The sequence below is a fragment of the Variovorax sp. FW301-JW7 genome, from assembly GCF_058788795.1.
The window spans coordinates 29395-53989 of sequence record NZ_JBYTBC010000008.1; the positions used below are offsets into that span (position 1 = coordinate 29395).

Below are 24595 nucleotides of genomic sequence, written 5' to 3' on the forward strand. Positions count from 1 at the left end.
ACCCGATCGCACTCGGGCTGCGGCCCATCGATCGAGAACCATGCAAAGCCAATTCCAGGACTACCAGCAACCCGACGCCAGCGGCCACTTCGGCCCCTACGGCGGCACCTTCGCGAGCGAGACGCTCACCCACGCGATCAACGAGCTGCGCGACGCGTATGCCAAGTTCAAGGACGACCCGGCCTTCCTGGCCGAGTTCCACTACGAGCTGAAGCACTTCGTCGGCCGCCCCTCGCCGATCTACCACGCCGCGCGCACCAGCCGTGAAATGGGCGGCGCGCAGATCTACCTGAAGCGCGAAGACCTGAACCACACCGGTGCGCACAAGATCAACAACGTGATCGGCCAGGCGATGCTCGCGCGCCGCATGGGCAAGCCCCGCGTGATCGCCGAAACCGGCGCCGGCCAGCACGGCGTGGCCACCGCCACCATCTGTGCGCGCTACGGCCTCGAATGCGTGGTCTACATGGGCAGCCAGGACGTGAAGCGCCAGAGCCCCAACGTCTACCGCATGAACCTGCTGGGCGCGACCGTCGTGCCCGTCGAATCGGGCAGCAAGACGCTGAAGGACGCGCTCAACGAGGCCATGCGCGACTGGGTCACGAACGTCGAAAACACCTTCTACATCATCGGCACGGTGGCGGGCCCGCACCCCTACCCGACCATGGTGCGCGACTTCCAGAGCGTGATCGGCACCGAGTGCATCGCGCAGATGCCCGCCATGCTCGCGGCCGACGGCATCACCGGTGAAGCCGAGGGCAAACAGCCCGACGTGGTCGTCGCCTGCGTGGGCGGCGGCAGCAATGCGATCGGCATCTTCCATCCCTACATTCCGTTCGCGGGCACGCGCCTGATCGGCGTGGAAGCGGCCGGCGAAGGCCTGGACAGCGGCAAGCACGCCGCCTCGATCCTGCGCGGCAGCCCCGGCGTGCTGCACGGCAATCGCACCTACCTGCTGCAGAACGACGACGGCCAGATCACCGAGACGCACAGCGTCAGCGCCGGCCTCGACTACCCGGGCGTGGGCCCCGAGCACGCCTACCTGGCCGACATCGGCCGCGCCGAGTACGTCGGCATCACCGACGTCGAGGCGCTCGAAGCCTTCCACTACCTGTGCCGCACGGAGGGCATCATTCCCGCGCTCGAATCCAGCCACGCCATGGCCTACGCCCTGAAGCTCGCCAAGACCATGCGCCCCGACCAGTCCATCCTCGTGAACCTCTCGGGCCGCGGCGACAAGGACATCGGCACCGTCGCCGACCTGTCGGGCGTCGACTTCTACGACCGGCCCTCGATGCGCGGTCTGAGCGTGAAGGGAGGCAAGTGATGAGCCGCATTGCCGCCAAGTTCCAGGCCCTGCAGGCGCAAGGCCGTCGCGCGCTGATCCCCTACGTCACCGCCGGTTTCCCCTTCGCCGACATCACGCCCGAGCTCATGCACGGCATGGTCGAGGCGGGTGCCGACGTGATCGAGCTGGGCGTGCCTTTTTCCGACCCGATGGCCGACGGCCCCGTGATCCAGAAGGCCGGCGAGGCCGCGCTGGCGCTGGGCGTCGGCATGAAGCAGGTGCTCGCCATGGTGGCCGCGTTCCGCGCCCAGGACACGACCACGCCGGTCGTGCTCATGGGCTACGCCAACCCGGTCGAGCGCTACGACCTCGTGCACGGCAAGAAGGCCTTCATCCGCGACGCGGCTGCGGCCGGCGTCGACGGCCTGCTGGTCGTCGACTACCCGCCCGAGGAATGCGAGGACTTCGCCGCCGACCTCAAGGCCGCCGGCATCGACCTGATCTTCCTGCTGGCCCCCACCAGCACCGCCGAGCGCATGGCGCAGGTGGCGCGCATCGCGAGCGGCTACGTGTACTACGTGTCGCTCAAGGGCGTGACCGGCGCCGGCCACCTCGACACCGAGGCGGTCGGGCGCATGATCCCGCGCATCCGCGAGCACGTGAGCATTCCGGTCGGCGTGGGCTTCGGCATCCGCGACGCGCGCACGGCGCAGGCCATCGGCTCGGCAGCGGACGCCGTGGTCATCGGCACGAAGATCATTCAACTCATCGAAGACCAGCCGCGCGAGAACGTGGTGCCCACGGTGAGCGAATTCCTGGCCGGCATCCGGGAAGCGCTCGACGCCCTGCCGGCGGCTACCGCCAAGAACGCGGCTGGCCGATAATCGCTGCTGCCCTCACCCCCAACCCCTCTCCCGTGCGGGAGAGGGGAGCTAAGTGTCAGGAAGGCATCCTTCCTGAGAAATTCGGAGTCCCATGAGCTGGCTTGAAAAACTGCTACCCGCCAAGATCGCACAAACCGACCCGTCCGAGCGCCGCCAGGTGCCCGAGGGCCTGTGGATCAAATGCCCGGCCTGCGAGACCGTTCTGTACAAGACCGACCTCGAGCACAACCAGAACGTCTGCCCGAGCTGCAGCCACCACCACCGCATCGGCGCCCGCGCGCGCCTGGATGCCTTCCTGGACGCCGAAGGCCGCTACGAAGTCGGCCAGGAAGTGCTGCCGGTCGATGCCCTGAAGTTCAAGGACAGCCGCAAGTACCCCGAGCGCCTGAAAGAAGCGCTGGAGAACACCGGCGAGACCGACGCGCTGGTCGTGCTGGGCGGCTCCGTCCACAGCATCAGCGTGGTCGTGGCCTGTTTCGAGTTCGAGTTCATGGGCGGCTCCATGGGCAGCGTGGTCGGCGAGCGCTTCGTGCGCGGCGTCGAGACCGCCATCGAGCAGAAGGTGCCCTTCATCTGCTTCACCGCCACCGGTGGCGCGCGCATGCAGGAAGGCCTGCTCTCGCTGATGCAGATGGCCAAGACCAACGCCGCGCTCACGCGCCTGGCGAAGAAGGGCCTGCCCTACATCAGCGTGCTGACCGACCCGACCATGGGCGGCGTGAGCGCCGGCTTCGCCTTCGTGGGTGACGTGGTGATTGCCGAGCCCAAGGCGTTGATCGGCTTTGCCGGCCCGCGCGTGATCGAATCGACCGTGCGCGTGACCTTGCCCGAAGGCTTCCAGCGCGCCGAATTCCTGCAGACCAAGGGCGCGATCGACTTCATCAGCGACCGCCGCGAACTGCGCAAGACCATCGCCAGCACGCTGGCCATGCTGCTGCGCCAGCCGGCCGACGCGGTGCTCTGACCGCTTCGGGCCTCGGCCTGTACGCCCGCACGCCGAAAGGCGGTGCGGGCGTTTTGCTGTCTGGGGTACCCCGACGCGTCAGGCGCCGAGCCGGAACGCGAAGACCAGCAGGTTTCCCAGCACGATCGCCGCCACCTGCAGCACCACGATGGCGGCCAGCGGCGACAGGTCGACCCCGCCGATCAGCGGAATGAAGCGCCGGAAGGGCCGCACCAGCGGCTCGGCCAGGCGCGAGATCAGGTCGAGCAGCATCGGCGAGGCGCCCGGAATCCACGACAGCACCGCGTACACCACCAGCAGCGCCGTCAGGCCCGACACCGCCAGCTGCAGCAGGCCGACCAGCGACACCAGCGGCAGCGCCGTGATCCGCGCCAGGCTGCCGGCCAGCAGCCACAGCACCAGGAACTTGAGCATCACCAGCAGCCAGGCCGCGATCAGGCTCGCGAGGTCCCAGCGCTTCACCGCGGGCACGATGCGCCGCAGCGGCAGCACGATCCAGTCGGTGATGGCGAACACGAAACGCCCCAGCGGATTGCCGAAGGGCACGCGGTGGTACTGCATGTACAGGCGCAGCAGGCAGGCGCCGCCAAGCAGGCCGACGATCACGTCGAGAAGAAACGAAGGTATCTGGTACAACATGTCGGATGGGCAGAGAGGTGCGCACGCGCGCGACTGCTCCGATTCTGGACCACAAGCCTCGCCCCCGGCCACACCGCCCTACGGAACTCCATGCCTTTGCTCAGCGTCGTTCTCCCCACCTTCAACAGCGGGGAGTTCCTCATCGAGACGCTGCAGTCGCTGCAGGCACAGACCTTCACCGACTTCGAACTGCTGGTCATGGACGACGCCAGCACCGACGGCACCTGGGAGCGCCTGGCCGCCTTCGACGACCCGCGCATCCGGCTGCACCGCAACGCCTGCAACCTCGGCCTGCCGACCAACATGAACATCGCGATGGCGATGGCCCGGGGCACCTACCTGGCGCGCGTCGACCACGACGACTGCGCCACGCCGGACCGCTTCGCCAAGCAGGTCGCGTTCCTGCAAGGCAACCCGTCGGTCACCGTCGTCGGCAGCCAGCTCGAGCACTTCCAGGACCAGGCCGGCGTCACCGGCCTGCCGCTGGACGACGCGACGATCAAGGCCCGCATGGTCGAAGGCTACGACTACCTCGCGAACCAGAGCACGACCGGGCGGCTGGACTTCTACCGTGCGCACGGGCTGCAGTTCGACCCCAATCTCTATGCCGTCGACGACCTCGGTTTCTGGGTCGATTGCATGCTGCATGGAGCGCATTTCGCGAACCTGCCAGAGCCGCTGACGCGCTACCGCATCCACCCGGGCATGACCTCGCGCAGCTTGCCGCGCGACCGCCTTTACACCTCGAGGGACCGCATCTACCGACGCCTGCTGCCGCTGGTCTTCCCGCGCCTGCGGGGCCGCGAGTGCGAGCAGTTGCTGACGCTGTATCGCAGCCCCGACGACATGCCCCAGACCCTGGCCCACCTGGTCGACCTGCATCGCGCGGCACACAGTGCCTTGTCCGAGGTCGACACACGCTGGGGCCAGAGCGCCGGCGAGTGCCAGCAGTCGATCCTGAACCTGCTCAACCACGCGCGCCACGCCTTCCAGACGCAGGGGATACTGCAGCCCGAACACGCGACCGTCCTCAACCTGATCCTTCAACCCAGCTGACCGCGGCTTGTGACCCGGTCTTTTTCAACGTGCTCATTCCCCTCTTCCCGCTCGGTACGGTCCTGTTCCCCGACGGCCTGCTGCCACTGCGTGTCTTCGAGGTCCGCTACCTCGACATGATCGGCAAGTGCCGCAAGGCCGGCACCCCCTTCGGCGTCGTCAGCCTGACCAGCGGCACCGAGGTGCGCAAGGCCGGCGCCGAAGCCGAAAGCTTTGCCGCCGTCGGCACGCTCGCCGACATCCGCACGTTCGACGCGCCGCAAAGCGGCCTGCTGCAGATCGAATGCGTCGGCACACAGCGCTTTCGCGTGCGCAGCAGCGAGCTGCAAAAGCACGGCCTGTGGATCGCCGAGGTCGACGCCGTCGCCGACGATGTCGACCTCGAAATCCCCGACGACCTGCGCCACACCACCACCGCGCTGCGCCGCCTCATCGACACCCTCGAAGAGCGCCGCCGCGCGCAAGGCGACGCGGTGCGCCTGCCGATCGGCGCGCCTTACCGCTTCGACGATTGCGGCTGGGTGGCCAACCGCTGGTGCGAGCTGGTGCCGATGCAGGTCGAGCTGAAGCAGCGACTGATGGAACTCGACAGCCCGCTGATGCGCCTGGAACTGGTCAGCGACCTGCTGGCGCGCACCGGCATCACCGAATAGATCGGTCGGCGAGATGAGCCCGGCGCCGGTCCGCTTCCACTCGATCCTGCTGCGCGCGGGCGCGGACGCCTTCGCGGACAACCACCGCACCTACTGCGCCCGCTGGGGCTACACGCACCGGCTGCACGCCATCGGCACGCCGCACAACAGCGCGCGCACGCTGCTGGTCTACAAGTACAGCGTGGTGAGCGCCGCGCTGGCCGATGCGCCCGACGGCACGCTGCTGGTCTTCGCGGACGACGACGCGGCCTTTCTCGCGCCGCTGCCGGCACCGGCCGTGATCGGCGACGCAGCGCACTGGATCGCCGAGAACGAGCACCACCACCGCCCCGAGGGCAGCTGCTTCATGCTGCGCGCCGGCCCTGAAGCCACGGCCCTGGTGGACGCCGTGCTCGACCGCCTGCGCATGGCGACCGAGGCGGACACCGACCGCTGGGCGCACCGCGAGCTCGAAGGCCTGGCGGCCCATCCGCACCACCAGCTCATCGACGGCCGGCACTACCCCAACCTGCTGTTCGCCCGCTTCGGCCACTACCTGCCGGAGGTTTCGGCCTTCGTGCTCTCGTTCAATCCTGCGGTCCACGTCGATGTGCAGGACAGGCGGGTGCGGGGCATCTTCGTGGACTACCTCAACACGGTGCTGGCGCGCGACGGCCGGCTCTACGACGACCTGCCGCCGGCCCCCACGGGCGAGCCGGACTACGCAGTGCGCAACGCCGGCCGCCCCGTTGCCTTGCTGACCAGCTACACGCCCAACATCGCCGGCTATGCCACGCTGTCGGAGCGCAACATCGCCGCCTACGCCGACCACCACGGCTACACCCACCACGTCTACCGTGACCTGCCCGCCAACCTGCGGGGCCGCGTGGCCGGCAACTGGATCAAGCCCCGGCTGCTGCTCAAGCACCTGGCCGCGCACGAACAGGTCGCCTGGGTCGATGCCGACATCCTCATCCACGACCGCACACGGCCGCTCGCGTCCCTGCTGCGCGGTCGGCCGGTGGCGCTGGCGCGCGATGTGTCGGGCTACGAGTTCAACAGCGGCTTCATGGTGTTCTCGAACACGCCGGCCTGCATCGCGTACCTCGAACGCGTGCAGGCGCTGATCGACGAGGTCGCCGACAAGAGCGGCATCTACCTGTCCGGCGGCGACCAGGCATTCTTCGTCGCCGCCTGGCGGGAAGCGGGCGGCGAGGCGGTGATGCCGCTGTCTGACAGCGTGTCCTTCAACTCGCACCCTGCCCTGCACGACGCCGACAGCTTCATGCTGCACTACATGGGGTACCCGGATCGCTTCCGGGCGGTGGTCATGGGCCATGACGCCCTGCGCATCGAACACGGCGCCAGCGGCCCGCGCGAAGCAGCCCCGGTGCCATGGTCGCAGCCGGCGCAGCGCGAGCAACGCAGGCAACGGCTGCACTTCACGCACCTGCACGGCATCCCCGACGTGGACCAGTTCGACGACATCGTCGAGTCGTACAGGCTGGCGGCGGAAGCCCTCGGCTACACAACGAGCTTTGCGCCGCACCAGCTCGACCCCAAGGTCGTGAACGTCGTGTTCTTTGTCTGGCGGACCGACTGGCAGTGGTTCGACAAGCTCCACCCGCGCTGCATCATCGTCAACTTCGAGCACCTGACGCCGGGCAATTTCTGCTTCTCCGAGGCGTACCAGGCGACGCTGCGCAACTGCTACCTCTGGGAGTACAGCCTCGCCAATTTCCAGAAGAACGTCGAACTGGGCTTCACCGCGTCCGACCATGTGCCGCTCGCCTACCAGCGCGGCGCCGGCGCCGAGCCGGCAGCGGAAACCGTCCTGCCCGATGCCGAGCAAGACATCGACGTCGTCTTCTTCGGCGCCACCACCCCGCGCCGCGTCCAGGTGCTGGAAGCGCTGATCGCGCGGGGCGTTCGCGTGGTCCTGCCCATGCCGAAGCCGTGGCGCAATGCCGAGCGCGATGCCCACCTGCGACGCGCCAAGGTGGTGATCAACATGCACCAGCTGGACAACTCGCGCATTGTCGAAATTCCCCGGTTGACGGTGCTTCTGCGCAACCGCAAGGCGGTGGTCTGCGAGCTCTACCCGGACAGCGACCTCGACCCGAGCCTGCGCGACGCGGTGGAAGGCGCCCCGTGGGAGGGTCTGGTCGACGCCACGCTTCGCCTGCTGGCCAACCCGGCGCGGCGGGCCGAGCTGGAGCGCATCGGGTACGAGCGCCTGACCGCCCGGGCGCAGACGCGCTGGCTCGGCCCGGCGCTGGACCGTTACTTCCAATGGCAGGCGCAACAGCCCGGCACCTGGAGCGAGGCGGCGCAGGCGCAGCGATTCCGGGTGGCGGTCGTGATTGCGGCGGAACACGCCGCAACCCACCCCCTGCCCGGCCTCGCGGCGCAAGTGCAATGCGAGCTGGCCGTCATCCGGGTCACCTCCGCTGCGCGCGCCGGCGAGATGGCGGCTCACCCCGACGACACGGTCATCCTGCTGCCGGGCCCGTTCAACCGGGCCAACGCCCGCGACGCCGCGGTCCGCCAGGCCGATGCCGACTACCTCGTGTTCTGGGACGAAGGCGACGCCGCCGCCCCCGACCGGCTCCACCGCCAAGCCACCTTCCTGGCCGCGCACCCCGAGATCGACATCGTCGGCAGCTGGTTCGAGGAAGGCGAAGGCGAGGCCCTGCAACTGCACCGGACGCCGGAACTCGACCACGAAATCCGCGCCGAGTTTCTCGGCACCGACCGCGTGCTGCGCGCGCGCACCTGCATGTACCGGCGCGAATTCCTCGTGCGGCACAACCTGCGCCATGACGATGCGTTCGACGGCGACCTCGAGGCTCAGTATTTCCTGCACCGCTGCGCGACGGCGGGCGCCCGCCTGGCCGCCATCGCCGCGCCGCTGTGCCACCGCGGTGCGCCGACGACGCCGAGCGAGGACGAGGCCCTCGCGGCCAGCGATGCCGCCGTTCGTTCGCAGCACGCCTTGCTGCGCGGGTACTTCCCCTCGCTCGCTGCGCACGCACACGAACAGCTGGCGCAGATGCGCGCCGCCTACTGGCCGCCCGATGCCGCGTTCGCCGTGTCCATGCTCACGCGGATGGCGCAGGTGGCCGCGCTGCCCTCGCTCTCCCCGGACCTGGAGCGCGCCACGCTGGCGCGCGTGCTCCGGCGCGAGGCCGTGCGGCTGATCCTTCGCTACCGCATGGCCGGGCTGATCGACACCGCCTGGCTGACGCAGCGCATGGACACCCCGGAAGTCGCGTACTTCCTGGCCCCCGCGCGCGATCAACTGATCGGAAAAATCTGACCCACGCAAGGAGCGCCTTTGACTGAGGCGCTCCTTTTTTCATAGCGCATTGCACAAGACCGACGGGCGCTCGCTGCAGCTTTTGCGCAAGACCTATCGGCTAAAATGCCAACCCCGCGCACGCTCCCGGTTGCGCCTCACCCGCCTCCCATGTCCGACCCACAGACCCCCCCCGTTTCCACGCCCGCCGTCGACGACAACCAGCTCATCGTCGAACGCCGCGAAAAGCTCAAGCTGCTGCGCACGGCGCAGACCGAAGGCAAGGGGGTCGCATTCCCGAACGACTTCAAACCCGGCCACCGCGCCGCGGGACTGGTCGAGCAGCACGGCGGCACCGAGCCCGAGGCGCTGGAAGCGCAGGCCGTGGCCGTCAGCGTGGCCGGCCGCATGATGCTCAAGCGCGTGATGGGCAAGGCCAGCTTCGCGACCGTGCAGGACGCCACCGGCCGCATCCAGCTGTACGTGACGCGCGACGCCATCGGCGAAGAGGCGTACGCCGACTTCAAGCGCTGGGACCTCGGCGACATCCTCGGTGCCGAAGGCACGCTGATGAAGACCAAGACCGGCGAGCTGTCGATCAAGGTCAGCCGCCTGCGCCTGCTCACCAAGAGCCTGCGCCCGCTGCCCGACAAGTTCCACGGCATGGCCGACCAGGAACAGAAGTACCGCCAGCGCTATGTCGACCTGATCACCGACGAGTCGGCCCGCGTGCGCTTCACCGCGCGCAGCAAGGCCGTGAGCGCGCTGCGCGAATTCATGGTGTCGCACGACTTCCTCGAAGTCGAGACGCCCATGCTGCACCCCATTCCGGGCGGCGCCAACGCCAAGCCCTTCAAGACGCACCACAACGCGCTCGACCAGGAGATGTTCCTGCGCATCGCGCCCGAGCTGTACCTCAAGCGCCTGATCGTCGGCGGCTTCGAGCGCGTGTTCGAGATCAACCGGAGCTACCGCAACGAGGGCATCTCGGTGCGGCACAACCCCGAGTTCACGATGATGGAGTTCTACGCGGCCTACTGGAACTACCGCGACCTCATGGACTTCACCGAGACGCTGATCCGCACCATCGCCGACAAGGCCGTGGGCACGCAGCAGCTCACCTACGGCGGCAAGGCCGTCGACCTGACGCAGCCCTTCGAGCGCCTGACGATCCGCGAAGCGATCCTCAAGCACACCGATGCCGGTGATGGCGTGGACGACACCGTCTGGCTCATCAACGCCCTGCGCAAGCTCGGCCTGAACGAAGAGAAAGACAAGCTCTCGCAGCGCAGCCTGGCCAGCCTGCAGGTGATGTACTTCGAAGAGACCGTCGAAGAGAAGCTCTGGCAGCCGACCTTCATCATGGAGCACCCGACCGAGATCTCGCCGCTGGCGCGCGCCAACGACGAGCGCCCCGAGGTCACCGAGCGCTTCGAGCTGTACATCACGGGCCGCGAATTCGGCAACGGTTTCAGCGAGCTGAACGACGCCGAAGACCAGGCCGCGCGCTTCAACGCGCAGGTGGCCGCCAAGGACAGCGGTGACGACGAAGCCATGTTCTACGACCACGACTTCGTGCGCGCCCTCGAATACGGCATGCCGCCCACCGGCGGCTGCGGCATCGGCATCGACCGCCTGATGATGCTGCTGACCGATTCGCCGAGCATCCGCGACGTGATCCTGTTCCCGGCGCTGCGCCGCGAACTCTGACCTACCCGACGGGGACAATGTGACTGACTTTCTCTGGCAAGACCGCGACAAAAAAGAGTACGTCTACCCGTTCAATCCCAGGCCCGAATGCCTGGACATGATCCAGCGTCCTCCCACGGTCGCCCTCGACATCGGTTGCGGTTCCGGCGGTGTCGGCCACGCATTGCGCCAGCGCTACCCCGGCTGCGAACTCTGGGGTTGCGAGTTCAACGCCGCGGCAGCGCAGGTGGCGCGCGAACACTTCGACCAGGTCGTCGAGCAGGACGTGGAGACAGTCGATTTCGCCGCGCTGGGGCTCACCCGCCCCTTCGACCTCGTGTGCCTGTTCGACGTGCTTGAGCACCTGGTCAACCCGTGGCAGTTGCTCAGCGGCCTGAAACGCATGGTCGCGCACGATGCGCACATCCTGATCAGCCTCCCCAACGCGTCCAACCTGCCTTTGCTGTACGACGCGTTCCGGGGGCACTGGCGCTACACCCACTGGGGCCTGCTCGACTTCACGCACCTGCGCTTCTTCACCGATTTTGATGCGCGCAAGATGTTCTACCAAACAGGCTTCCGCGTGCTCGATCACCGGTTCAGCTTCCCCGGCCCCGGCCGTGACATCTTCGAACGCCACAAGGCGGACGTGTTTCCGGCCGCCCTGTCCCTTGAAGGCCTGACGGTGCAGGTGCAGTCCATGGCCGACCTGGCCCGGTTGTGCGCCGACCAGAATCTCTACGTGCTCAGCCCGCACCACGGCGAGTTCCGCGACGAGGCCGAACGGGAGATGGCGTCCAACGCCTATCCGCAGACCTACGCCTACGGCGGGTGATGCCGGGAGGCATTCCGTTCGCGCCCAGCGGACGAAATGCGGCGTTGGTCAGCCGCCCAGCCGCTTCGAGCGCGCGTCCACGTCCGCCATGTACACCGACCGGTAAGGCTCCCCGAGCCCCACGAAGTGCACCAGCAGGCTGTCGTCGCCCGCCAGGTGCGGCGGCGTGTTGATGCTCAGCAGGTCGGTAATCACCGCATCGCCGATCAGGCCGTGCTCGCCGAGCACCACGTTCGTGTAGTACTGGTCGCCCTGGCTGGCGTACACGGTCGACTTGTCGTCGACGCCGGTGATGCGCTCCCACAGCTGCGTGAGCAGCGCGAGGTTGCCCTCGGTGTGGCGGAAGCCCATCACGCCCGAATTCACGTCCCACGCGCCGATGTCCTTCGCGAACAGCAGGTCGCGGCCTTCGAGCAGCGGCTCGATGCGTTTCGTCTGGTTGACGAACAGCGTGTCGGCGTCGATCCACACCACCCACTGGTGCTGTGCGAGGTGCCGCTTCACGAGCCAGCTCTTCACCCAGGCGCCGCTGATCGACGGATCGAGTTCGTCCGGGATGCCGCGGTAGACGTGGTAGCCATACCCGTGCCGCTCGCAGTAGCGCCGCACGTTGTGCTCCGACACGCGCGCGTAGTCGTTGATGTGGTGCGTGTAGAGCGTGACGAAGGCGATGGACGCCTGCGGGTTGACGCACGAATACGCGTCCTCCGAGATCGCCGGGTAGGCCGGCGGCGGCAGCACGGGCTCGCCATCGATCAGTGCCGCGTTCACCCGGCGCACCAGCAGGCGCTGCAGGTTCGCGTCGTGCAGCAGCTCTTCCATCACGCGGCCTTCGGCATCCAGCTCCGGCAGGGCCGCCAGGTGCACCACGAAGATGCGGGCATGGAACCAGGTCGCGATGCGCCACGAGACGTTCACATAGCAGTCGCCGATGGGCCCGTTGCACGGCAGCAGGCCGGCCGGCTGCAGCAGCGCCGCCGCGTCGAGACGGGGCGTGACGCGCGCGACGACCTGGCTCGCCGCCCGGATGAGCGCATGCAACAACGCGCGGTTGGCCGCCGTGTTGCGCAGGATCATCAGGTTGCACAGCGGCAGGCCCTTGGGCCCATCCACCACGAGCAGGTCGCGGCCCTCCAAGAGCGTTTCGACGGCCACCGGGTGGAACACCACCGAATCACCATCGAGAAAGAGCAGCCAGTCGCCCTCGTCGAGCCCGCGCAGGCGGCGCAGCATCTCGGCGTATTTCGCGCAGTCGCGCAGCGCGGGGTGCCCGGCGCGCTCGGTCTCCACCCAGGCATGGGGGTAGCCGAAACGTCGGCAGTAGTGGCTGTGGTTGCGCAGCACCGGCTCGTCGAGCCGGTCGAAGAAGGTCAGGCACAGCGGCATCGACGGCGTCCGGGTGGGGTGGTCATTGGGCCGCAGTCTATCGCGCGCTCCGGCCGACCCTCTACACTCTTGGGCCCTCCGATTTCCTGCTTGAATGAATCCCCTACGCACCCCGGCCATCGGCATCGATTTCGGCACTTCGAATTCCGCGGTCTCCTACGCCTCCCCCGGCGAGGCCGCGCGCCTGCTGCCCATCGAAGGCAGCGCCACCACCCTGCCGACCGCCCTTTTCTTCAACGCCGAGGACCGCAGCACGCACTTCGGCCGCGACGCCATCGCGCTGTACCTGTCCGGCGTCGAAGGCCGGCTCATGCGCTCGCTCAAGAGCCTGCTCGGCAGCCCGCTGATGCAGGAGAAGACCGCCGTCTACGACGGGCTGGTCAGCTTCGAGGACATCATCGCGCGCTTCCTGCACGAGCTGGTGACGCGCGCCGAACGCGAGCTGGGCCAGCGCCCCGAGCGCGTGGTCATCGGCCGCCCTGTGCATTTCGTGGACGACGACGCCAAGCGCGACCAGCGTGCCGAAGAAAGCATGCGCCACGCCGCGCGTGCGGCCGGCCTGCGCGACGTGTCCTTCCAGTACGAACCCATTGCCGCGGCCTTCGACTACGAGCAGCGCGTCACGCGCGAATCGCTGATCCTGATCGTGGACATCGGCGGCGGCACCTCCGACTTCACCGTGGTGCGCCTGGGCCCCGAGCGCATGACGCGCGCCGACCGCGCCGACGACGTGCTGGCCACCAGCGGCGTGCACATCGGCGGCACCGACTTCGACCAGCGCCTGAACCTGGAGCGCGTGATGCCGCTGCTCGGCCTGCGCCACCTCGGCCCGAGCGGGCGCGAGGTGCCCAGCAAGGTGTTCTTCGAACTGTCGTCCTGGCACCTGATCAACTGGCTCTACGCCCCCAAGGCGGTGCGCCAGGCGCGCGAGCTGCGCACCAGCTACAGCGACCGGCAGCTGCACGACCGCCTGATGACGGTGCTCGAGGAGCGCCACGGCCATCGCATCGCCAGCGAGGTCGAACAGGCCAAGATCAACGGCTCAGTCAGCGACGCCGAGGTACAGATCGACCTGTCGTGCATCGAGGCGGGGCTGGTGTCGGCGCTGACGCCGGCCGACATGGCGCAGCAGCTCGCGGCACCGCTGGAGAACGTGGTGGCCTGCGCCCACGCCTGCGTGAAGCGCGCCGGCCTGCGCAGCGGCGACCTCGACGCCATCTACCTCACCGGCGGCTCGTCGGCCCTGCGCCCGTTCCAGCGGGCGCTGCGCGCGAGTTTCGCTGGCGTGCCGCTGATCGAAGGCGACCTGCTCGGCGGCGTGGCGGCCGGGCTCGCCTATTCGGCGCGCACGGCGGGGTGAGCCGCAGATGAAGTACCTGTCCGCGTACCCGCCCGCGCTGCTGGCGCAGGTGAGCGAGCTGATGGCGGCCGACAAGCTCGGCGCCCTGCTGCGCGGACGCTACGCCGGCCTGCACGACATCCGCACCGACCGCGCGCTGTACGACTACGCCTGCGAGCTCAAGGGCGAGTACATGCGCAAGGCCGAGCCGCTGGCCAAGGCGGTGTTCGACAACAAGCTGCATGTGGTGCGCCACGCGCTGGGCACCCACACCACCATCGCCCGCGTGCAGGGCAGCAAGCTCAAGACCAAGCGCGAGATCCGCGTGGCCAGCCTGTTCAAGACCGTGCCGCTCGAATGGCTGCGCATGATCGTCGTGCACGAACTGGCCCACACGCGCGAGAAGAACCACGACAAGCCCTTCTACGCGCTGTGCACGCACATGGAGCCCGAGTACCACCGCTTCGAGTTCGAGCTGCGGCTGTACATGACGCACCTGGAGGCGGGCGGCGCACCGCTGTGGCCCACGGTGGTGGGCGCGCCAGGTTCGGATTGACCTGACCCGCTACAGTCGTCGCCATGACCCTGCCACGGCTGCACTTCACGTCACTGTCCGAGGACGCGGTCTGCGGCGACATCGTGCGCACCTACCAGCTGGCGGCCGAACGGCTGGGCTACCCGACGGCCTACGCCCCGGCCGTCGTCGACCCGGACGCGATCAACCTGCTGTTCTTCTTCTGGAACATTCCCTGGACGAGCATCGCGCCGCTGCATCCCAACTGCATCGTCGTCAACCTCGAGCCGATGGTCGAGGGCACGCACGCCTGGAACGCCAACTACCTGGACCTGCTCCCGCGCTGCTACCTGTGGGAGTACAGCAAGACCAACTTCCAGTGCCACCGCGAGCTGGGCTACCAGAACGCCGACTGCGTGCCGCTCGGCTGGGAGTCTGACGCGGCGCGCACCCTGCCGTGGTCCGAGGTGCTGCCCGAGGAAGCACGCGACATCGATGTCTGCTTCTTCGGCTCGCTCACGCGGCGGCGCATCGACATCATCGAGGCGCTGCGGGCGCGGGGGCTGCGCGTCGAGATCACGCACACCGGGTTCTGGTCGCTGGAAGAGCGCGAAGCGACCATGCGCCGCACCAAGGTCCTGCTGAACCTGCACAACTGGGAAGACTCGCGCGTGGTCGAGACGCCGCGCCTGTCGACCCTGCTGCGCCACCGCAAGGCTGTGGTCTGCGAGCTTTACCCCGACAGCGAGGTCGATCCCGCCTTCCGAGATGCGGTGGTGGGCGTGCCTTACGACCAGCTGGTCGACACCGTCGTGACGCTGGTCGCCGATGCGCCGCGCCGCGCACGACTCGAACGCGAGGGACTCGACAAGATCAACGCGGCCGTGGCGCCGCCGGACATCGGCCCCGCGCTCGAACGCTACTTCGCCTGGCGCGCCCAGCAGCCCGACCGCGTACCGCCCGTCGCAATGCCGCGCGTGACGGTCTGCCTGACGCCCGACGGCAGCCGCGACGACTGGCTGCAGGACTTGCGCGACTGGGCAGCGCAGGCCGACGTGGCGCTGGAGCTGGTCGTGGTGGCAGCAGGCCTGCCCGCAGCGGCTGAAAGCGAAGCACGCGCCATCGCTCCCGACCTGCGGTGGATCACACTGCCCATGGCCTGCGACCGCCCCACCCTGCGCAACCTCGCGCTCGCACAGGCCACCGGCGACCACGTGGTCTTCGCCGATGCCGGCGACCGCGCCCTGCCCGGCCGCCTGCAGCGCCAGGCCGCGCTGCTCGCCGCCTGCCCGGACCTGGACATCGTCGGCTGCTGGAGCGAGACGCCGGCCGGACCGCTGAAGTACGCCCAGCGGCACGATGAAATCGTGGCCGAAGCCTTGGGCCCCGAGCCGCTGCGGCTGTCGGCCTGCCTGGTCCGCCGCGACTTCCTGGAACGCACCGGCGTGCGCCACGACCCCGAGTTCGCGACGGTGCACGACGACCTGCAGATGCTGTGCCGCTGCATCGTGGCCGGCGCGCGCTTCGCGGTCATTCCCGAGCTGCTGCATCGCGCGGCACCGGTCGCGCCGCCAGCCAACCTCGCGCATGCGGTCTCGCTCGCCATGCGCGCGCGGCGCGCGGTGCTGCGCCACCTGCTGCCGCGCAGCCGCGTGGAAGACATCGACCTGATCGCCCAGCTCTACGCCCATCTGTGGCCGCCGCAGCGCGACTTTGCCGAACAGCTGCTGCGCACCGTGGCGCAGGCCTGCACGGCGCTTGTGCCCGCCGGCACGCCGCGGATCGACGCTGAAATGCTGACGCGCGCGCTGCGCACCGAAACCCTGCGGCTGCTGCAGGTGTTCTTCCGTGCCGGCCTGGCCGACAAGCCCTGGCTGGAATCGCTGTTCGAGACGCCCGAGGTGGCCGCGTTGCTCGGCCCCGCGGCGAATCAACTGCCGGTGCGGCCCTTCCGCGACTGAGCGCCGGCCAGCAGGCGCTGCGCCTGCACGTAGCGCGTCGAGGCCGTGAGCGCCTGCCAGTCGAGCGCTTCATCGCCCGGCAGCAGCGACCGGCGCCGTGCTTCGCTGGCCGCATCGCCCTGCCAGCGGCCGTCGGCCACCGCGGCGGTGAAGCCGTCGAGCATCTCGTCCAGCGGCCGGCCTTCGCCGATGCTCTGGTTGCACAGCAGCGCCAGGTCGCAACCCGCCGCGAGCGCCGCCAGCACGGCATCGGTGTAGCTCAGCAGCTGGCCGTCGATGTAGCGCCCGGCCTCCATGCTCAGGTCGTCGCTGAACACGGCGCCGTCGAACGCGAAGCGCTGGCGCAGGATGTCCTTCAGCCATTTCTCGGAGAAACCCGCCGGCCGCTTGTCGACCTTCGGGTAGATCACATGCGCCGGCATCACGGCCGCGAGCGTGCCGCCCAGCCAGTCGTAGGGCCGCGCGTCGTCGGCCAGGATGGCTGTCAGGCTGCGCCGGTCGACCGGGATCTCGACGTGCGAATCGGCCTGCACGAAGCCATGCCCCGGAAAGTGCTTGCCGCAGTTGCGCATGCCCATCTGCAGCATGCCGTGCATCACGCTCTTGGCGAGGAGCGCGACCACGCGCGGGTCGCGGTGGAAGCTGCGGTCGCCGATCACGCTGCTGCCACCGTAGTCCAGGTCGAGCACCGGCGCGAAGCTGAAGTCGACGCCGCAGGCGCGCAGTTCGCCGGCCAGCACCTGCCCGGCAGCGGTGGCGACCTGCGTGGCGCGCAGGGCGTCGTGCATCCACAGTTCGCCCAGGCTGCGCATCGAGGGCAGCCGCGTGAAGCCGTCGGTGCGAAAGCGCTGCACGCGGCCGCCTTCGTGGTCGACGCAGATCAGCAGGTCGGGCCGGATCGCCTTGATCTCGGCATTGAGCGCGGTCATCTGCGCGCGGTCCTGCCAGTTGCGGGTGAAGTGGATCACGCCGCCCACATGCGGGTTCGCGAGGCGCCGGCGGTCGGCGGCGGTGAGTTCGGTGCCGGCCACATCGATGAGGAGCGGCGCGTGGTTCAGTTCGGTCATGTCTGTCGGTCAGTCGATCGGTCGGCGTGGCGCCGGAGCTTCGTTCAGGCCTTTTCCACCACCACGAAACTGGCGGCGTACTCGGTTTCGTCGGTGACGGTCACGTGCGCCGTCAGGCCCTGCGCCTCGAACCAGTCTTTCAGCTCGCCGTGCAGCACGATCACCGGCTTGCCGCTGCGCAGGTTGGCGATCTCGCACAGGCGCCAGCTCATCGGCATGCGCATGCCCAGGCCGATGGCCTTGCTGAAGGCTTCCTTGGCGGAAAAGCGCGTGGCGAGGTAGCTCAGGCCGCGCTTGGGCCAGCGTGCAGCGCGGGCCTGCCAGACGGCGAACTCGGCGTCGCTCAGGACCCGGCGGGCGAAGCGCTCGCCCTGGCGCTCGAAGGTGGCCGCGATGCGGCGCACGTCGCAGATGTCGGTCCCAATGCCGTAGATCATGCGGCGTCGGCGATGCAGCGCAGGTAGTCGCGCGTGGTGGCGGCGTACCCGAGTTCGAGCGCATCGGCGACGAAGGCATGACCGATCGACACCTCGTGCACGCCGCGCACCGCGCGCAGGAACGGCGTGAGGTTGTCGCGGCTCAGGTCGTGGCCGGCGTTGACGCCCAGGCCCGCCGCGTAGGCGGCTTGCGCCGCGGCCACGTAGCGCGCGAGCACGGCGGCTTCCTGCGGCGTGCCGCGCGAGGCGGCGTAGCCTTCGGTGTAGAGCTCGACGCGGTCGGCGCCCACGGCCTTGACGGCGGCCATCATCTCGGGGATCGGATCCATGAACAGGCTCACACGCACGCCCAGCGCCTTGGCTTCGGCGACCAGCGGGCGCAGGCGCTCGGCGTCTTCCGGGAAGCTCCAGCCGTGGTCGCTGGTCGACTGGGTTTCGCTGTCGGGCACGAAGGTGGCCTGGTGCGGCTTGAGCTCGCGCACGAAGTCCATCAGGTTGTGGAAGGGGTTGCCTTCGATGTTGAACTCGATGGCCGGCCAGTCCTTGGCGAGCAGTTCCGACAGGTCGCTCACGTCGTGCGCGCGGATGTGGCGCGCGTCGGGCCGCGGGTGCACGGTGATGCCCTGCGCGCCCGCGGCCAGGCAGGCCTGGGCGGCGCCCACCACGCTCGGGATGCCGAGGTGGCGCGTGTTGCGCACCAGGGCGACCTTGTTGAGATTGACTGACAGGGCCGTGGTACCGGCATCGCCCGAAGAAGTGCTCATAGTGCTTGCAGATCTCTCATCATTTGCCGCGTGCGCAGCGTGGTCACGCCGCAATGGTAGTTGAGCAAGGCCCGCAGCTGGTTGCGCAGGGCACTGTTGCTGCCGGCGTTCATCGTCGCGACCTCGCGCAGGGTGGCGGTGAACGGCGTGCGATCGTCGAGCACCTCTTGCAGCGCCCGCCAGTCGGCACCGGCCAACGCAGCCTCGTCCTTGGCCGCCTGGCGCAGGCCGGCTTCGGGCACGAGGGTGTAGCGCGCGCGGGCCGCCAGCGGCTCCAGGGTGAGCGTCTGCGCGTCGAGCGAAGGCAGCAGGCCGACCGAACGCAGCAGCAGCAGTTCGAAGGCGCGCAGCGCGGCGGCCTGCGTCGCGGCCTGGGCGCCCGCGTGGTCGCCGGCCAGCACCTGCACCACGCCGGCATAGGCGTCGAACAGTGCCTCGTGCGCGTCGTCGCGCGCCAGCAGGCGCAGCAGCAGTTCGTTGACGTAGTAGCCGGAGAGCAGCGCCTCTCCCGTCGGCATGACGTGGCCGCCCATCCATTCAGCGCCTTTCAGCGTGCGGATCTCGGCGTCGCCGCCGTAGTTGAGCTGCAGCGGCTGCAGCGGCAGCAGCACCGGACGGAAATTGGAACTCGGCCGCTTCGCCCCCTTGGCCACGAGCGCGATGCGCCCGTGGTGGCGGGTGAAGACCTCGAGGATCAGGCTCGACTCGCTCCAGTCGTAGCGATGGAGCACGTAAGCCGGTTCATGCGAAACGCGATGAGCAGCGGCCACTTCATTCGTAGCCGAACGAACGGACGCGGGCTTCGTCGTCGGCCCAGCCGGAGCGCACCTTCACCCACAGCTCGAGGAACACCTTGGCGTCGGCCAGCTTCTCGAGCTCGACGCGGGTTTCCATGCCGATGCGCTTGATGCGCTCGCCCTTGTCGCCGATCACCATGGCCTTGTGGCCGTCGCGCTCGACCACGATGGTGGCGGCAATGCGCAGCAGGCGCTTCTGGCCCTTCTTCTGGGGCGGCTCCTCCTCGAACTTGTCGATGATGACGGTCGAGGTGTAGGGCAGCTCGTCGCCCGTGAGGCGGAAGAGCTTTTCGCGCACCAGCTCGCCGGCGAGGAATTTCTCGCTGCGGTCGGTGAGTTCGTCTTCGTCGTAGAACCAGGGCTGTTCGGGCAGGTACTTCTCGCAGATGCCGAACAGGCGCTCGACGTCCTTCGCGTTCTTGGCCGACATCGGCACGAATTCAGCGAAGCTGTGCTTGGCCTGCATGGTCTGCAGCCAGGGCGCGATGTCGCCGCGGCGGTGCACGTTGTCCAGCTTGTTGGCCAGCAGCACCGTGGGGATGCCCTTGCCGAGCAGCTTGAGCACGCGCTCGTCGGCCGGCGTGAAGCTGCCGGCCTCGACCACGAACAGGATCAGGTCCACATCGCCGACCGCGCCCTGCACAGTCTTGTTGAGCGACTTGTTCAGCGCGTTGGCATGCAGGGTCTGGAAACCCGGCGTGTCGACGAACACGAACTGCGTGGCGCCCAGCGTGCGCATGCCGGTGATGCGGTGGCGCGTGGTCTGCGCCTTGCGCGAGGTGATGCTGATCTTCTGGCCGACCAGCGCATTGAGCAGCGTCGATTTGCCCACATTGGGCTTGCCGACGATGGCGATCAGGCCGCAGTGCTGCGGCCCGGTGGCAGGCGCCGTGTCGCCTGCGGTGTCTTCGGGTCCCGCTTCGGGATGGGTTACATCGTTCATTCTGATTTCACGCGGCGCCGCGTGCCTTGAGCCGGATCAACATGGCGGCCGCGGCAGCTTGCTCGCCGGCGCGGCGCGAGCCGCCGATGCCGCGCTCGCGAAGGCCCAGCTCGGGCACCTCGCACTCGACATCGAAGGTCTGCTTGTGCGCTGCACCCAGCGTCGCTGCCACGCGGTACACCGGCAGCTTCATTTTGTGGCCCTGCAGCCATTCCTGCAATTCGGTCTTCGGGTCTTTCGCGGCGGCTTCCATGCGCGGATTGATCTCGACCGCCTCGTAGAGCCGGTGCACCAGCGCCTGCGCGGCGGCAAAGCCGGCGTCGAGGTAGACCGCGCCGATCAGCGCTTCGAGCGCGTCGGCCAGGATGGAGGGCCGGTTCGGGCCGCCCGAGCGGGCTTCGCCCTCGCCCAGGCGCAACAGCGGCGACAACGCCAGCCCCAGCGCGAGCTGGTGCAGCGTGTCCTGCTTGACCAGGTTGGCCCGCACGCGCGACAGGTCGCCCTCGGGCAGCGCCGAGAGACGGATGTACAGCAGATGCGAAACGGCCAGGTTCAGCACCGAGTCGCCGAGAAACTCGAGGCGCTCGTTGTGGTCGGCCGAGAAACTGCGGTGCGTGAGCGCGAGCTGGAGCAGCCGCGGGTCCGAAAACGTGTGCTGAAGGCGCGCCTGCAGCGCGACGAGGCTGCCGTCCACCTTCTTGTTCGACACCGCGGTCAGCGGGACGCGCCCTTGTATTTGAGCGTCAGGTAGGCCGGCCCGAACAGGGGAATCTCGCGTTCGTACGCATACGACACGACGACCTTGTCGCCCACCTTCTTGATCTCGAGGTCCCGGCCGCTGACCGACTTGAAGTCGTCGATGGCCTGGGCGCGGTCGAAGATCGCGCGGATCTCGGGCACCGTGGCGCCTTCCTTGGCCTTGTTGGCGGCCTTGTCGATGGCCTGCCACTCGATCAGCGTCGGAATGACCTGCGCGATGACGACGCCCGCGCAGCCCAGCACCGCCGCGACGAACACCAGGCCGATGAACGAGATGCCGCGCTGGTGCGCGGCACTGCCACGGACGGACCGACTGTTGGTTCTCATGCCCTCTTACCCCTCGAACAGTAACGTTGACTGTTGATTAATTATTGAAACGGACCGATGCGACCGAGATCGCCGAAGTTCATCCAGACAAAGAAGGCCCTGCCCACGATGTTCTTGTCCGGCACGAACCCCCAGAAACGGGAATCGGCCGAATTATCGCGGTTGTCGCCCATCATGAAGTAGTTGCCTTCGGGCACCTTGCACACCACGCCCTCGACCGAGTAGCGGCAGTTCTCGCGGAACGGGAAGTCGCTGGCCCCTGGCACGAAGGCGGGAGCGTTCTCGTCGTTGAGGATCTTGTGCTGCTTGCCGCCGAGGTCTTCGTCGAACTGCTTCAGGATGCGCATCGACTCGCCATCGAGGTAGTCGGCGATCGGGGCCTTGCCCACCGGCTGGCCGTTGATCGTGAGCTTCTTGTTCAGGTAAGCCACCTCGTCGCCCGGAATGCCGACCACGCGCTTGATGTAGTCCATGCTGGGCTTGGGCGGGTAGCGGAACACCACCACGTCGCCACGCGCCAGCGGCGTGCCGTCGGTGATCTTGGTGTTGATGACCGGCAGGCGCAGGCCATAGGTGAACTTGTTCACCAGGATCAGGTCGCCGGTCAGCAGCGTGGGCATCATCGAGCCCGAGGGAATCTTGAAGGGCTCGTACAGGAACGAGCGCAGCAGGAACACCACCAGGATCACGGGGAACAGGCCCGCCGTCCAGTCGAGCCACCAGGGCTGCATCAGCAGGCGCTCGCTGGCCTTGGCATCGGTGGTGTCGACCTGGGTGATGCCCTGCCCTGCCAGCCGCGTGTTGCGTTCGGCGATGGAGCTCTCGAGCGTGGCGGCGGCGCGTTCGCGCTGCGGCAGGAAGTAGAAGCGCTCGGCCAGCCAGTAGACCCCGGTGACCACCGTGGCCACGAACAGCAGCAGCGCGAAGTTGCCTTCGAGCGCGCCGAAATACCAGGCGCCGACGTAGCTGGCGAACGCCGCGAGAACCAGGGTGGTGAGGTATGCCATGTTCGTGGTGATCAGTCTTCGACTTGCAGAATCGCGAGGAAGGCCTCTTGCGGGACTTCGACGGAGCCGATCTGCTTCATTCTTTTCTTGCCCGCCTTCTGCTTCTCGAGCAGCTTCTTCTTGCGGGAGATGTCGCCGCCGTAGCACTTGGCGAGCACGTTCTTGCGAAGCGCCTTGATTGTCTCACGCGCAATGATCGTGACCCCGATGGCCGCCTGGATCGCCACGTCGTACATCTGGCGCGAAATGATCTCGCGCATCTTCGACACCACGGCCCGGCCGCGGTACTGCGACTGGCTGCGGTGCACGATGATCGACAGCGCATCGACCTTGTCGCCGTTGAGCAGGATGTCGACCTTCACCACGTCGGAGGCGCGGTACTCCTTGAACTCGTAGTCCATGGAGGCGTAGCCGCGGCTCACCGACTTCAGCTTGTCGAAGAAGTCGAGCACGATTTCGCCCAGCGGCATCTCGTAGGTCAGCATGACCTGGCGGCCGTGGTAGGCCATGTTCAGCTGCACGCCGCGCTTCTGGTTGGCCAGCGTCATGACGGAGCCGACGTATTCCTGCGGCATGTACAGGTGCACGGTGACGATGGGCTCGCGGATCTCCGCCATCTTGCCGACGTCGGGCATCTTGGACGGGTTCTCGACCATGATCACTTCGCCGTCGTTGCGCACCACCTGGTAGACCACGCTCGGCGCGGTCGTGATCAGGTCCTGGTCGAACTCGCGCTCCAGGCGCTCCTGCACGATCTCCATGTGCAGCAGGCCGAGGAAGCCGCAGCGGAAGCCGAAACCCAGCGCCTGGCTCACTTCGGGTTCGTAGCGCAGCGACGAGTCGTTGAGCTTGAGCTTCTCGAGCGCGTCGCGCAGCGAGTCGTACTCGCTGGCTTCGGTCGGGTACAGGCCCGCGAACACCTGCGGCTGGATTTCCTTGAAGCCGGGCAGCGCCTCGGTGGCCGTGGCGGCGGCACCGCCGGTGCCGGGGCGGATCAACGTGACCGTGTCACCGACCTTGGCCGCCTGCAGCTCCTTGATGCCCGCGATGATGTAGCCCACCTCGCCGGCTTCGAGCGACGCGCGCGCTTCGTTGGCGGGCGTGAAGACGCCGATGCTGTCGGCGTTGTACATCGCGCCCGACGCCATCATCTTGATGCGCTCGCCTTTCACGAGGCGGCCGTCGACCACACGCACCAGCATGACCACGCCGACGTACGCGTCGAACCAGCTGTCGATGATCATCGCGCGCAGCGGGCCGTCGGGGTTGCCGCGCGGCGCAGGCATGCGCGCGACGATGGTCTCGAGAATCTCGTCGATGCCGACGCCGGTTTTTGCGGAGCACGGAATCGCGTCGGTCGCGTCGATGCCGATCACGTCTTCGATTTCGGTGCGCGCGTTGTCGAGATCTGCGTTCGGCAGATCGATCTTGTTGAGCACCGGGATCACTTCGACGCCAAGGTCGAGCGCGGTGTAGCAGTTGGCCACCGTCTGCGCTTCGACGCCTTGCGATGCATCGACGACGAGCAATGCGCCTTCGCACGCCGACAGCGAGCGGCTCACTTCGTACGAGAAGTCGACGTGGCCCGGTGTGTCGATCAGATTGAGGTTGTAGACCTGTCCATCGCGTGCCTTGTAGTGCAGCGCGGCGGTCTGTGCCTTGATGGTTATCCCACGCTCTTTTTCGATGTCCATCGAGTCGAGCACCTGCGCTTCCATCTCGCGTTCAGCGAGACCGCCGCAACGCTGGATCAAACGGTCTGCGAGTGTCGACTTGCCATGGTCGATGTGCGCAATGATCGAAAAATTTCTGATGTGATTCATCAACGGGAACGCTTAAGTACTTGAATTGGCTCGGGCGCCGAGGGGCGAGGCCAAGAAAAAAGGGCGCGTCTTCTGGAGACGCGCCCTGAACCAACAAGCAATGGCAACTGCAGTAGTTGGAACTTCATTGTAGGCAAAAAGGGAAGCACGTACATCCGGGAACAGGGTCCAAAGGGCTCGTTGCAG

Annotated in this window: 22 protein-coding genes; 11 read left to right on the forward strand and 11 right to left on the reverse strand. The window is 67.8% G+C overall.

Going from position 1 to position 24595, the window contains the following annotated elements; genetic code table 11:
- The first annotated feature begins 40 nt into the window (after positions 1-40).
- The 3 genes from trpB to accD all read left to right on the forward strand — a co-directional run bounded on the left by trpB (position 41) and on the right by accD (position 3136).
- Positions 41-1327: a tryptophan synthase subunit beta gene (trpB, locus tag AC3WQM_RS21295; protein ID WP_062475486.1), complete on the forward strand. Its 1287-nt coding sequence runs from the start codon at positions 41-43 to the stop codon at positions 1325-1327.
- Complete coding sequence (trpA, locus tag AC3WQM_RS21300; protein WP_492681472.1) at positions 1327-2172, forward strand: tryptophan synthase subunit alpha; 846 nt, start codon at positions 1327-1329, stop codon at positions 2170-2172. The genes trpB and trpA overlap by 1 nt, the downstream gene beginning before the upstream one ends.
- 91 nt (positions 2173-2263) lie before the next feature.
- A complete protein-coding gene (gene accD, locus AC3WQM_RS21305; RefSeq protein WP_101493314.1) occupies positions 2264-3136 on the forward strand; it encodes an acetyl-CoA carboxylase, carboxyltransferase subunit beta in 873 nt (290 codons plus the stop codon).
- Positions 3137-3214: 78 nt separating this feature from the next.
- Here the strand turns inward: accD and AC3WQM_RS21310 are convergent, their stop codons facing one another.
- Positions 3215-3775 carry a YggT family protein gene (locus AC3WQM_RS21310; protein ID WP_119556833.1) on the reverse strand — a complete coding sequence of 187 codons (561 nt, stop codon included), beginning with the start codon at positions 3773-3775 and terminating at the stop codon, positions 3215-3217.
- 90 nt (positions 3776-3865) lie between these two features.
- Here AC3WQM_RS21310 and AC3WQM_RS21315 point away from each other — a divergent pair, with 90 nt between their 5' ends.
- The 5 genes from AC3WQM_RS21315 to AC3WQM_RS21335 all read left to right on the forward strand — a co-directional run bounded on the left by AC3WQM_RS21315 (position 3866) and on the right by AC3WQM_RS21335 (position 11285).
- A complete protein-coding gene (locus AC3WQM_RS21315) occupies positions 3866-4831 on the forward strand; it encodes a glycosyltransferase family 2 protein (RefSeq protein ID WP_492681474.1) in 966 nt (321 codons plus the stop codon).
- 29 nt (positions 4832-4860) lie between these two features.
- The gene (locus AC3WQM_RS21320) at positions 4861-5484 is read left to right on the forward strand and encodes an LON peptidase substrate-binding domain-containing protein (protein ID WP_492681476.1); all 624 of its coding nucleotides are present in this window, start codon (positions 4861-4863) and stop codon (positions 5482-5484) included.
- A gap of 13 nt (positions 5485-5497) precedes the next feature.
- Positions 5498-8782 carry a glycosyltransferase gene (locus AC3WQM_RS21325; RefSeq protein ID WP_492681478.1) on the forward strand — a complete coding sequence of 1095 codons (3285 nt, stop codon included), beginning with the start codon at positions 5498-5500 and terminating at the stop codon, positions 8780-8782.
- Positions 8783-8932: 150 nt separating this feature from the next.
- Positions 8933-10471, forward strand: a complete 1539-nt coding sequence (lysS, locus tag AC3WQM_RS21330; RefSeq protein WP_492681480.1) for a lysine--tRNA ligase — start codon at positions 8933-8935, stop codon at positions 10469-10471.
- Positions 10472-10568: 97 nt separating this feature from the next.
- Positions 10569-11285, forward strand: coding sequence for a class I SAM-dependent methyltransferase (locus tag AC3WQM_RS21335; protein WP_492681482.1), 717 nt, complete (start codon positions 10569-10571; stop codon positions 11283-11285).
- Positions 11286-11333: 48 nt separating this feature from the next.
- On the opposite strand, the gene AC3WQM_RS21340 is transcribed toward AC3WQM_RS21335, so the two are convergent.
- A complete protein-coding gene (locus AC3WQM_RS21340; protein ID WP_492681484.1) occupies positions 11334-12671 on the reverse strand; it encodes a galactosyl transferase GMA12/MNN10 family protein in 1338 nt (445 codons plus the stop codon).
- 94 nt (positions 12672-12765) lie between these two features.
- On the opposite strand from AC3WQM_RS21340, the gene AC3WQM_RS21345 reads away from it, so the two are divergent.
- Genes AC3WQM_RS21345 through AC3WQM_RS21355 form a run of 3 tightly spaced genes read left to right on the forward strand, consistent with a single transcriptional unit; the run spans position 12766 to position 16485 of the window.
- Positions 12766-14031: an Hsp70 family protein gene (locus tag AC3WQM_RS21345; protein ID WP_492681486.1), complete on the forward strand. Its 1266-nt coding sequence runs from the start codon at positions 12766-12768 to the stop codon at positions 14029-14031.
- Positions 14032-14038: 7 nt separating this feature from the next.
- Positions 14039-14566 carry a YgjP-like metallopeptidase domain-containing protein gene (locus AC3WQM_RS21350; protein ID WP_492681488.1) on the forward strand — a complete coding sequence of 176 codons (528 nt, stop codon included), beginning with the start codon at positions 14039-14041 and terminating at the stop codon, positions 14564-14566.
- 23 nt (positions 14567-14589) lie between these two features.
- Positions 14590-16485 (forward strand): glycosyltransferase family A protein, encoded by a 1896-nt coding sequence (locus tag AC3WQM_RS21355; RefSeq protein WP_492681490.1) that lies wholly within the window; start codon positions 14590-14592, stop codon positions 16483-16485.
- Here AC3WQM_RS21355 and nagZ read toward each other — a convergent pair.
- The 9 genes from nagZ to lepA are packed head-to-tail and all read right to left on the reverse strand — an operon-like array spanning position 16455 to position 24409.
- Positions 16455-17552, reverse strand: coding sequence for a beta-N-acetylhexosaminidase (gene nagZ, locus AC3WQM_RS21360; RefSeq protein WP_492681492.1), 1098 nt, complete (start codon positions 17550-17552; stop codon positions 16455-16457). The genes AC3WQM_RS21355 and nagZ overlap by 31 nt on opposite strands.
- A gap of 44 nt (positions 17553-17596) precedes the next feature.
- Positions 17597-17989: a holo-ACP synthase gene (acpS, locus tag AC3WQM_RS21365; protein ID WP_489057961.1), complete on the reverse strand. Its 393-nt coding sequence runs from the start codon at positions 17987-17989 to the stop codon at positions 17597-17599.
- Entirely contained in the window at positions 17986-18753 is a 768-nt protein-coding gene (locus tag AC3WQM_RS21370) for a pyridoxine 5'-phosphate synthase (RefSeq protein WP_492681494.1), read from the reverse strand. Before AC3WQM_RS21370 ends, acpS begins: the two co-directional genes overlap by 4 nt.
- The gene (recO, locus tag AC3WQM_RS21375) at positions 18750-19523 is read right to left on the reverse strand and encodes a DNA repair protein RecO (RefSeq protein ID WP_492681496.1); all 774 of its coding nucleotides are present in this window, start codon (positions 19521-19523) and stop codon (positions 18750-18752) included. Before recO ends, AC3WQM_RS21370 begins: the two co-directional genes overlap by 4 nt.
- Position 19524: 1 nt before the next feature.
- On the reverse strand, positions 19525-20493 hold the full coding sequence (era, locus tag AC3WQM_RS21380; protein WP_492681498.1) for a GTPase Era: 969 nt from the start codon (positions 20491-20493) through the stop codon (positions 19525-19527).
- Positions 20494-20500: 7 nt separating this feature from the next.
- Positions 20501-21187 carry a ribonuclease III gene (rnc, locus tag AC3WQM_RS21385; RefSeq protein WP_489058338.1) on the reverse strand — a complete coding sequence of 229 codons (687 nt, stop codon included), beginning with the start codon at positions 21185-21187 and terminating at the stop codon, positions 20501-20503.
- A gap of 20 nt (positions 21188-21207) precedes the next feature.
- Entirely contained in the window at positions 21208-21579 is a 372-nt protein-coding gene (locus tag AC3WQM_RS21390) for a DUF4845 domain-containing protein (RefSeq protein WP_489057956.1), read from the reverse strand.
- Positions 21580-21620: 41 nt separating this feature from the next.
- Positions 21621-22586 carry a signal peptidase I gene (gene lepB / locus AC3WQM_RS21395; protein ID WP_159275634.1) on the reverse strand — a complete coding sequence of 322 codons (966 nt, stop codon included), beginning with the start codon at positions 22584-22586 and terminating at the stop codon, positions 21621-21623.
- 11 nt (positions 22587-22597) lie between these two features.
- Positions 22598-24409, reverse strand: coding sequence for a translation elongation factor 4 (gene lepA / locus AC3WQM_RS21400; RefSeq protein WP_489057954.1), 1812 nt, complete (start codon positions 24407-24409; stop codon positions 22598-22600).
- Between the last annotated feature and the right edge of the window lie 186 nt (positions 24410-24595).

What these genes read in the sequence shown, in the direction of transcription:
- nagZ (WP_492681492.1), bottom strand. Translation starts at nt 17,552, where the DNA reads ATGACCGAACTGAACCACGCGCCGCTCCTCATCGATGTGGCCGGCACC.
- trpA (WP_492681472.1), top strand. Translation starts at nt 1,327, where the DNA reads ATGAGCCGCATTGCCGCCAAGTTCCAGGCCCTGCAGGCGCAAGGCCGT.
- AC3WQM_RS21315 (WP_492681474.1), top strand. Translation starts at nt 3,866, where the DNA reads ATGCCTTTGCTCAGCGTCGTTCTCCCCACCTTCAACAGCGGGGAGTTC.
- AC3WQM_RS21325 (WP_492681478.1), top strand. Translation starts at nt 5,498, where the DNA reads ATGAGCCCGGCGCCGGTCCGCTTCCACTCGATCCTGCTGCGCGCGGGC.
- lepB (WP_159275634.1), bottom strand. Translation starts at nt 22,586, where the DNA reads ATGGCATACCTCACCACCCTGGTTCTCGCGGCGTTCGCCAGCTACGTC.
- lepA (WP_489057954.1), bottom strand. Translation starts at nt 24,409, where the DNA reads ATGAATCACATCAGAAATTTTTCGATCATTGCGCACATCGACCATGGC.
- era (WP_492681498.1), bottom strand. Translation starts at nt 20,493, where the DNA reads ATGAACGATGTAACCCATCCCGAAGCGGGACCCGAAGACACCGCAGGC.
- AC3WQM_RS21335 (WP_492681482.1), top strand. Translation starts at nt 10,569, where the DNA reads ATGATCCAGCGTCCTCCCACGGTCGCCCTCGACATCGGTTGCGGTTCC.
- lysS (WP_492681480.1), top strand. Translation starts at nt 8,933, where the DNA reads ATGTCCGACCCACAGACCCCCCCCGTTTCCACGCCCGCCGTCGACGAC.
- accD (WP_101493314.1), top strand. Translation starts at nt 2,264, where the DNA reads ATGAGCTGGCTTGAAAAACTGCTACCCGCCAAGATCGCACAAACCGAC.
- AC3WQM_RS21370 (WP_492681494.1), bottom strand. Translation starts at nt 18,753, where the DNA reads ATGAGCACTTCTTCGGGCGATGCCGGTACCACGGCCCTGTCAGTCAAT.
- acpS (WP_489057961.1), bottom strand. Translation starts at nt 17,989, where the DNA reads ATGATCTACGGCATTGGGACCGACATCTGCGACGTGCGCCGCATCGCG.
- AC3WQM_RS21345 (WP_492681486.1), top strand. Translation starts at nt 12,766, where the DNA reads ATGAATCCCCTACGCACCCCGGCCATCGGCATCGATTTCGGCACTTCG.
- AC3WQM_RS21355 (WP_492681490.1), top strand. Translation starts at nt 14,590, where the DNA reads ATGACCCTGCCACGGCTGCACTTCACGTCACTGTCCGAGGACGCGGTC.
- AC3WQM_RS21340 (WP_492681484.1), bottom strand. Translation starts at nt 12,671, where the DNA reads ATGCCGCTGTGCCTGACCTTCTTCGACCGGCTCGACGAGCCGGTGCTG.
- AC3WQM_RS21350 (WP_492681488.1), top strand. Translation starts at nt 14,039, where the DNA reads ATGAAGTACCTGTCCGCGTACCCGCCCGCGCTGCTGGCGCAGGTGAGC.
- AC3WQM_RS21310 (WP_119556833.1), bottom strand. Translation starts at nt 3,775, where the DNA reads ATGTTGTACCAGATACCTTCGTTTCTTCTCGACGTGATCGTCGGCCTG.
- trpB (WP_062475486.1), top strand. Translation starts at nt 41, where the DNA reads ATGCAAAGCCAATTCCAGGACTACCAGCAACCCGACGCCAGCGGCCAC.
- AC3WQM_RS21390 (WP_489057956.1), bottom strand. Translation starts at nt 21,579, where the DNA reads ATGAGAACCAACAGTCGGTCCGTCCGTGGCAGTGCCGCGCACCAGCGC.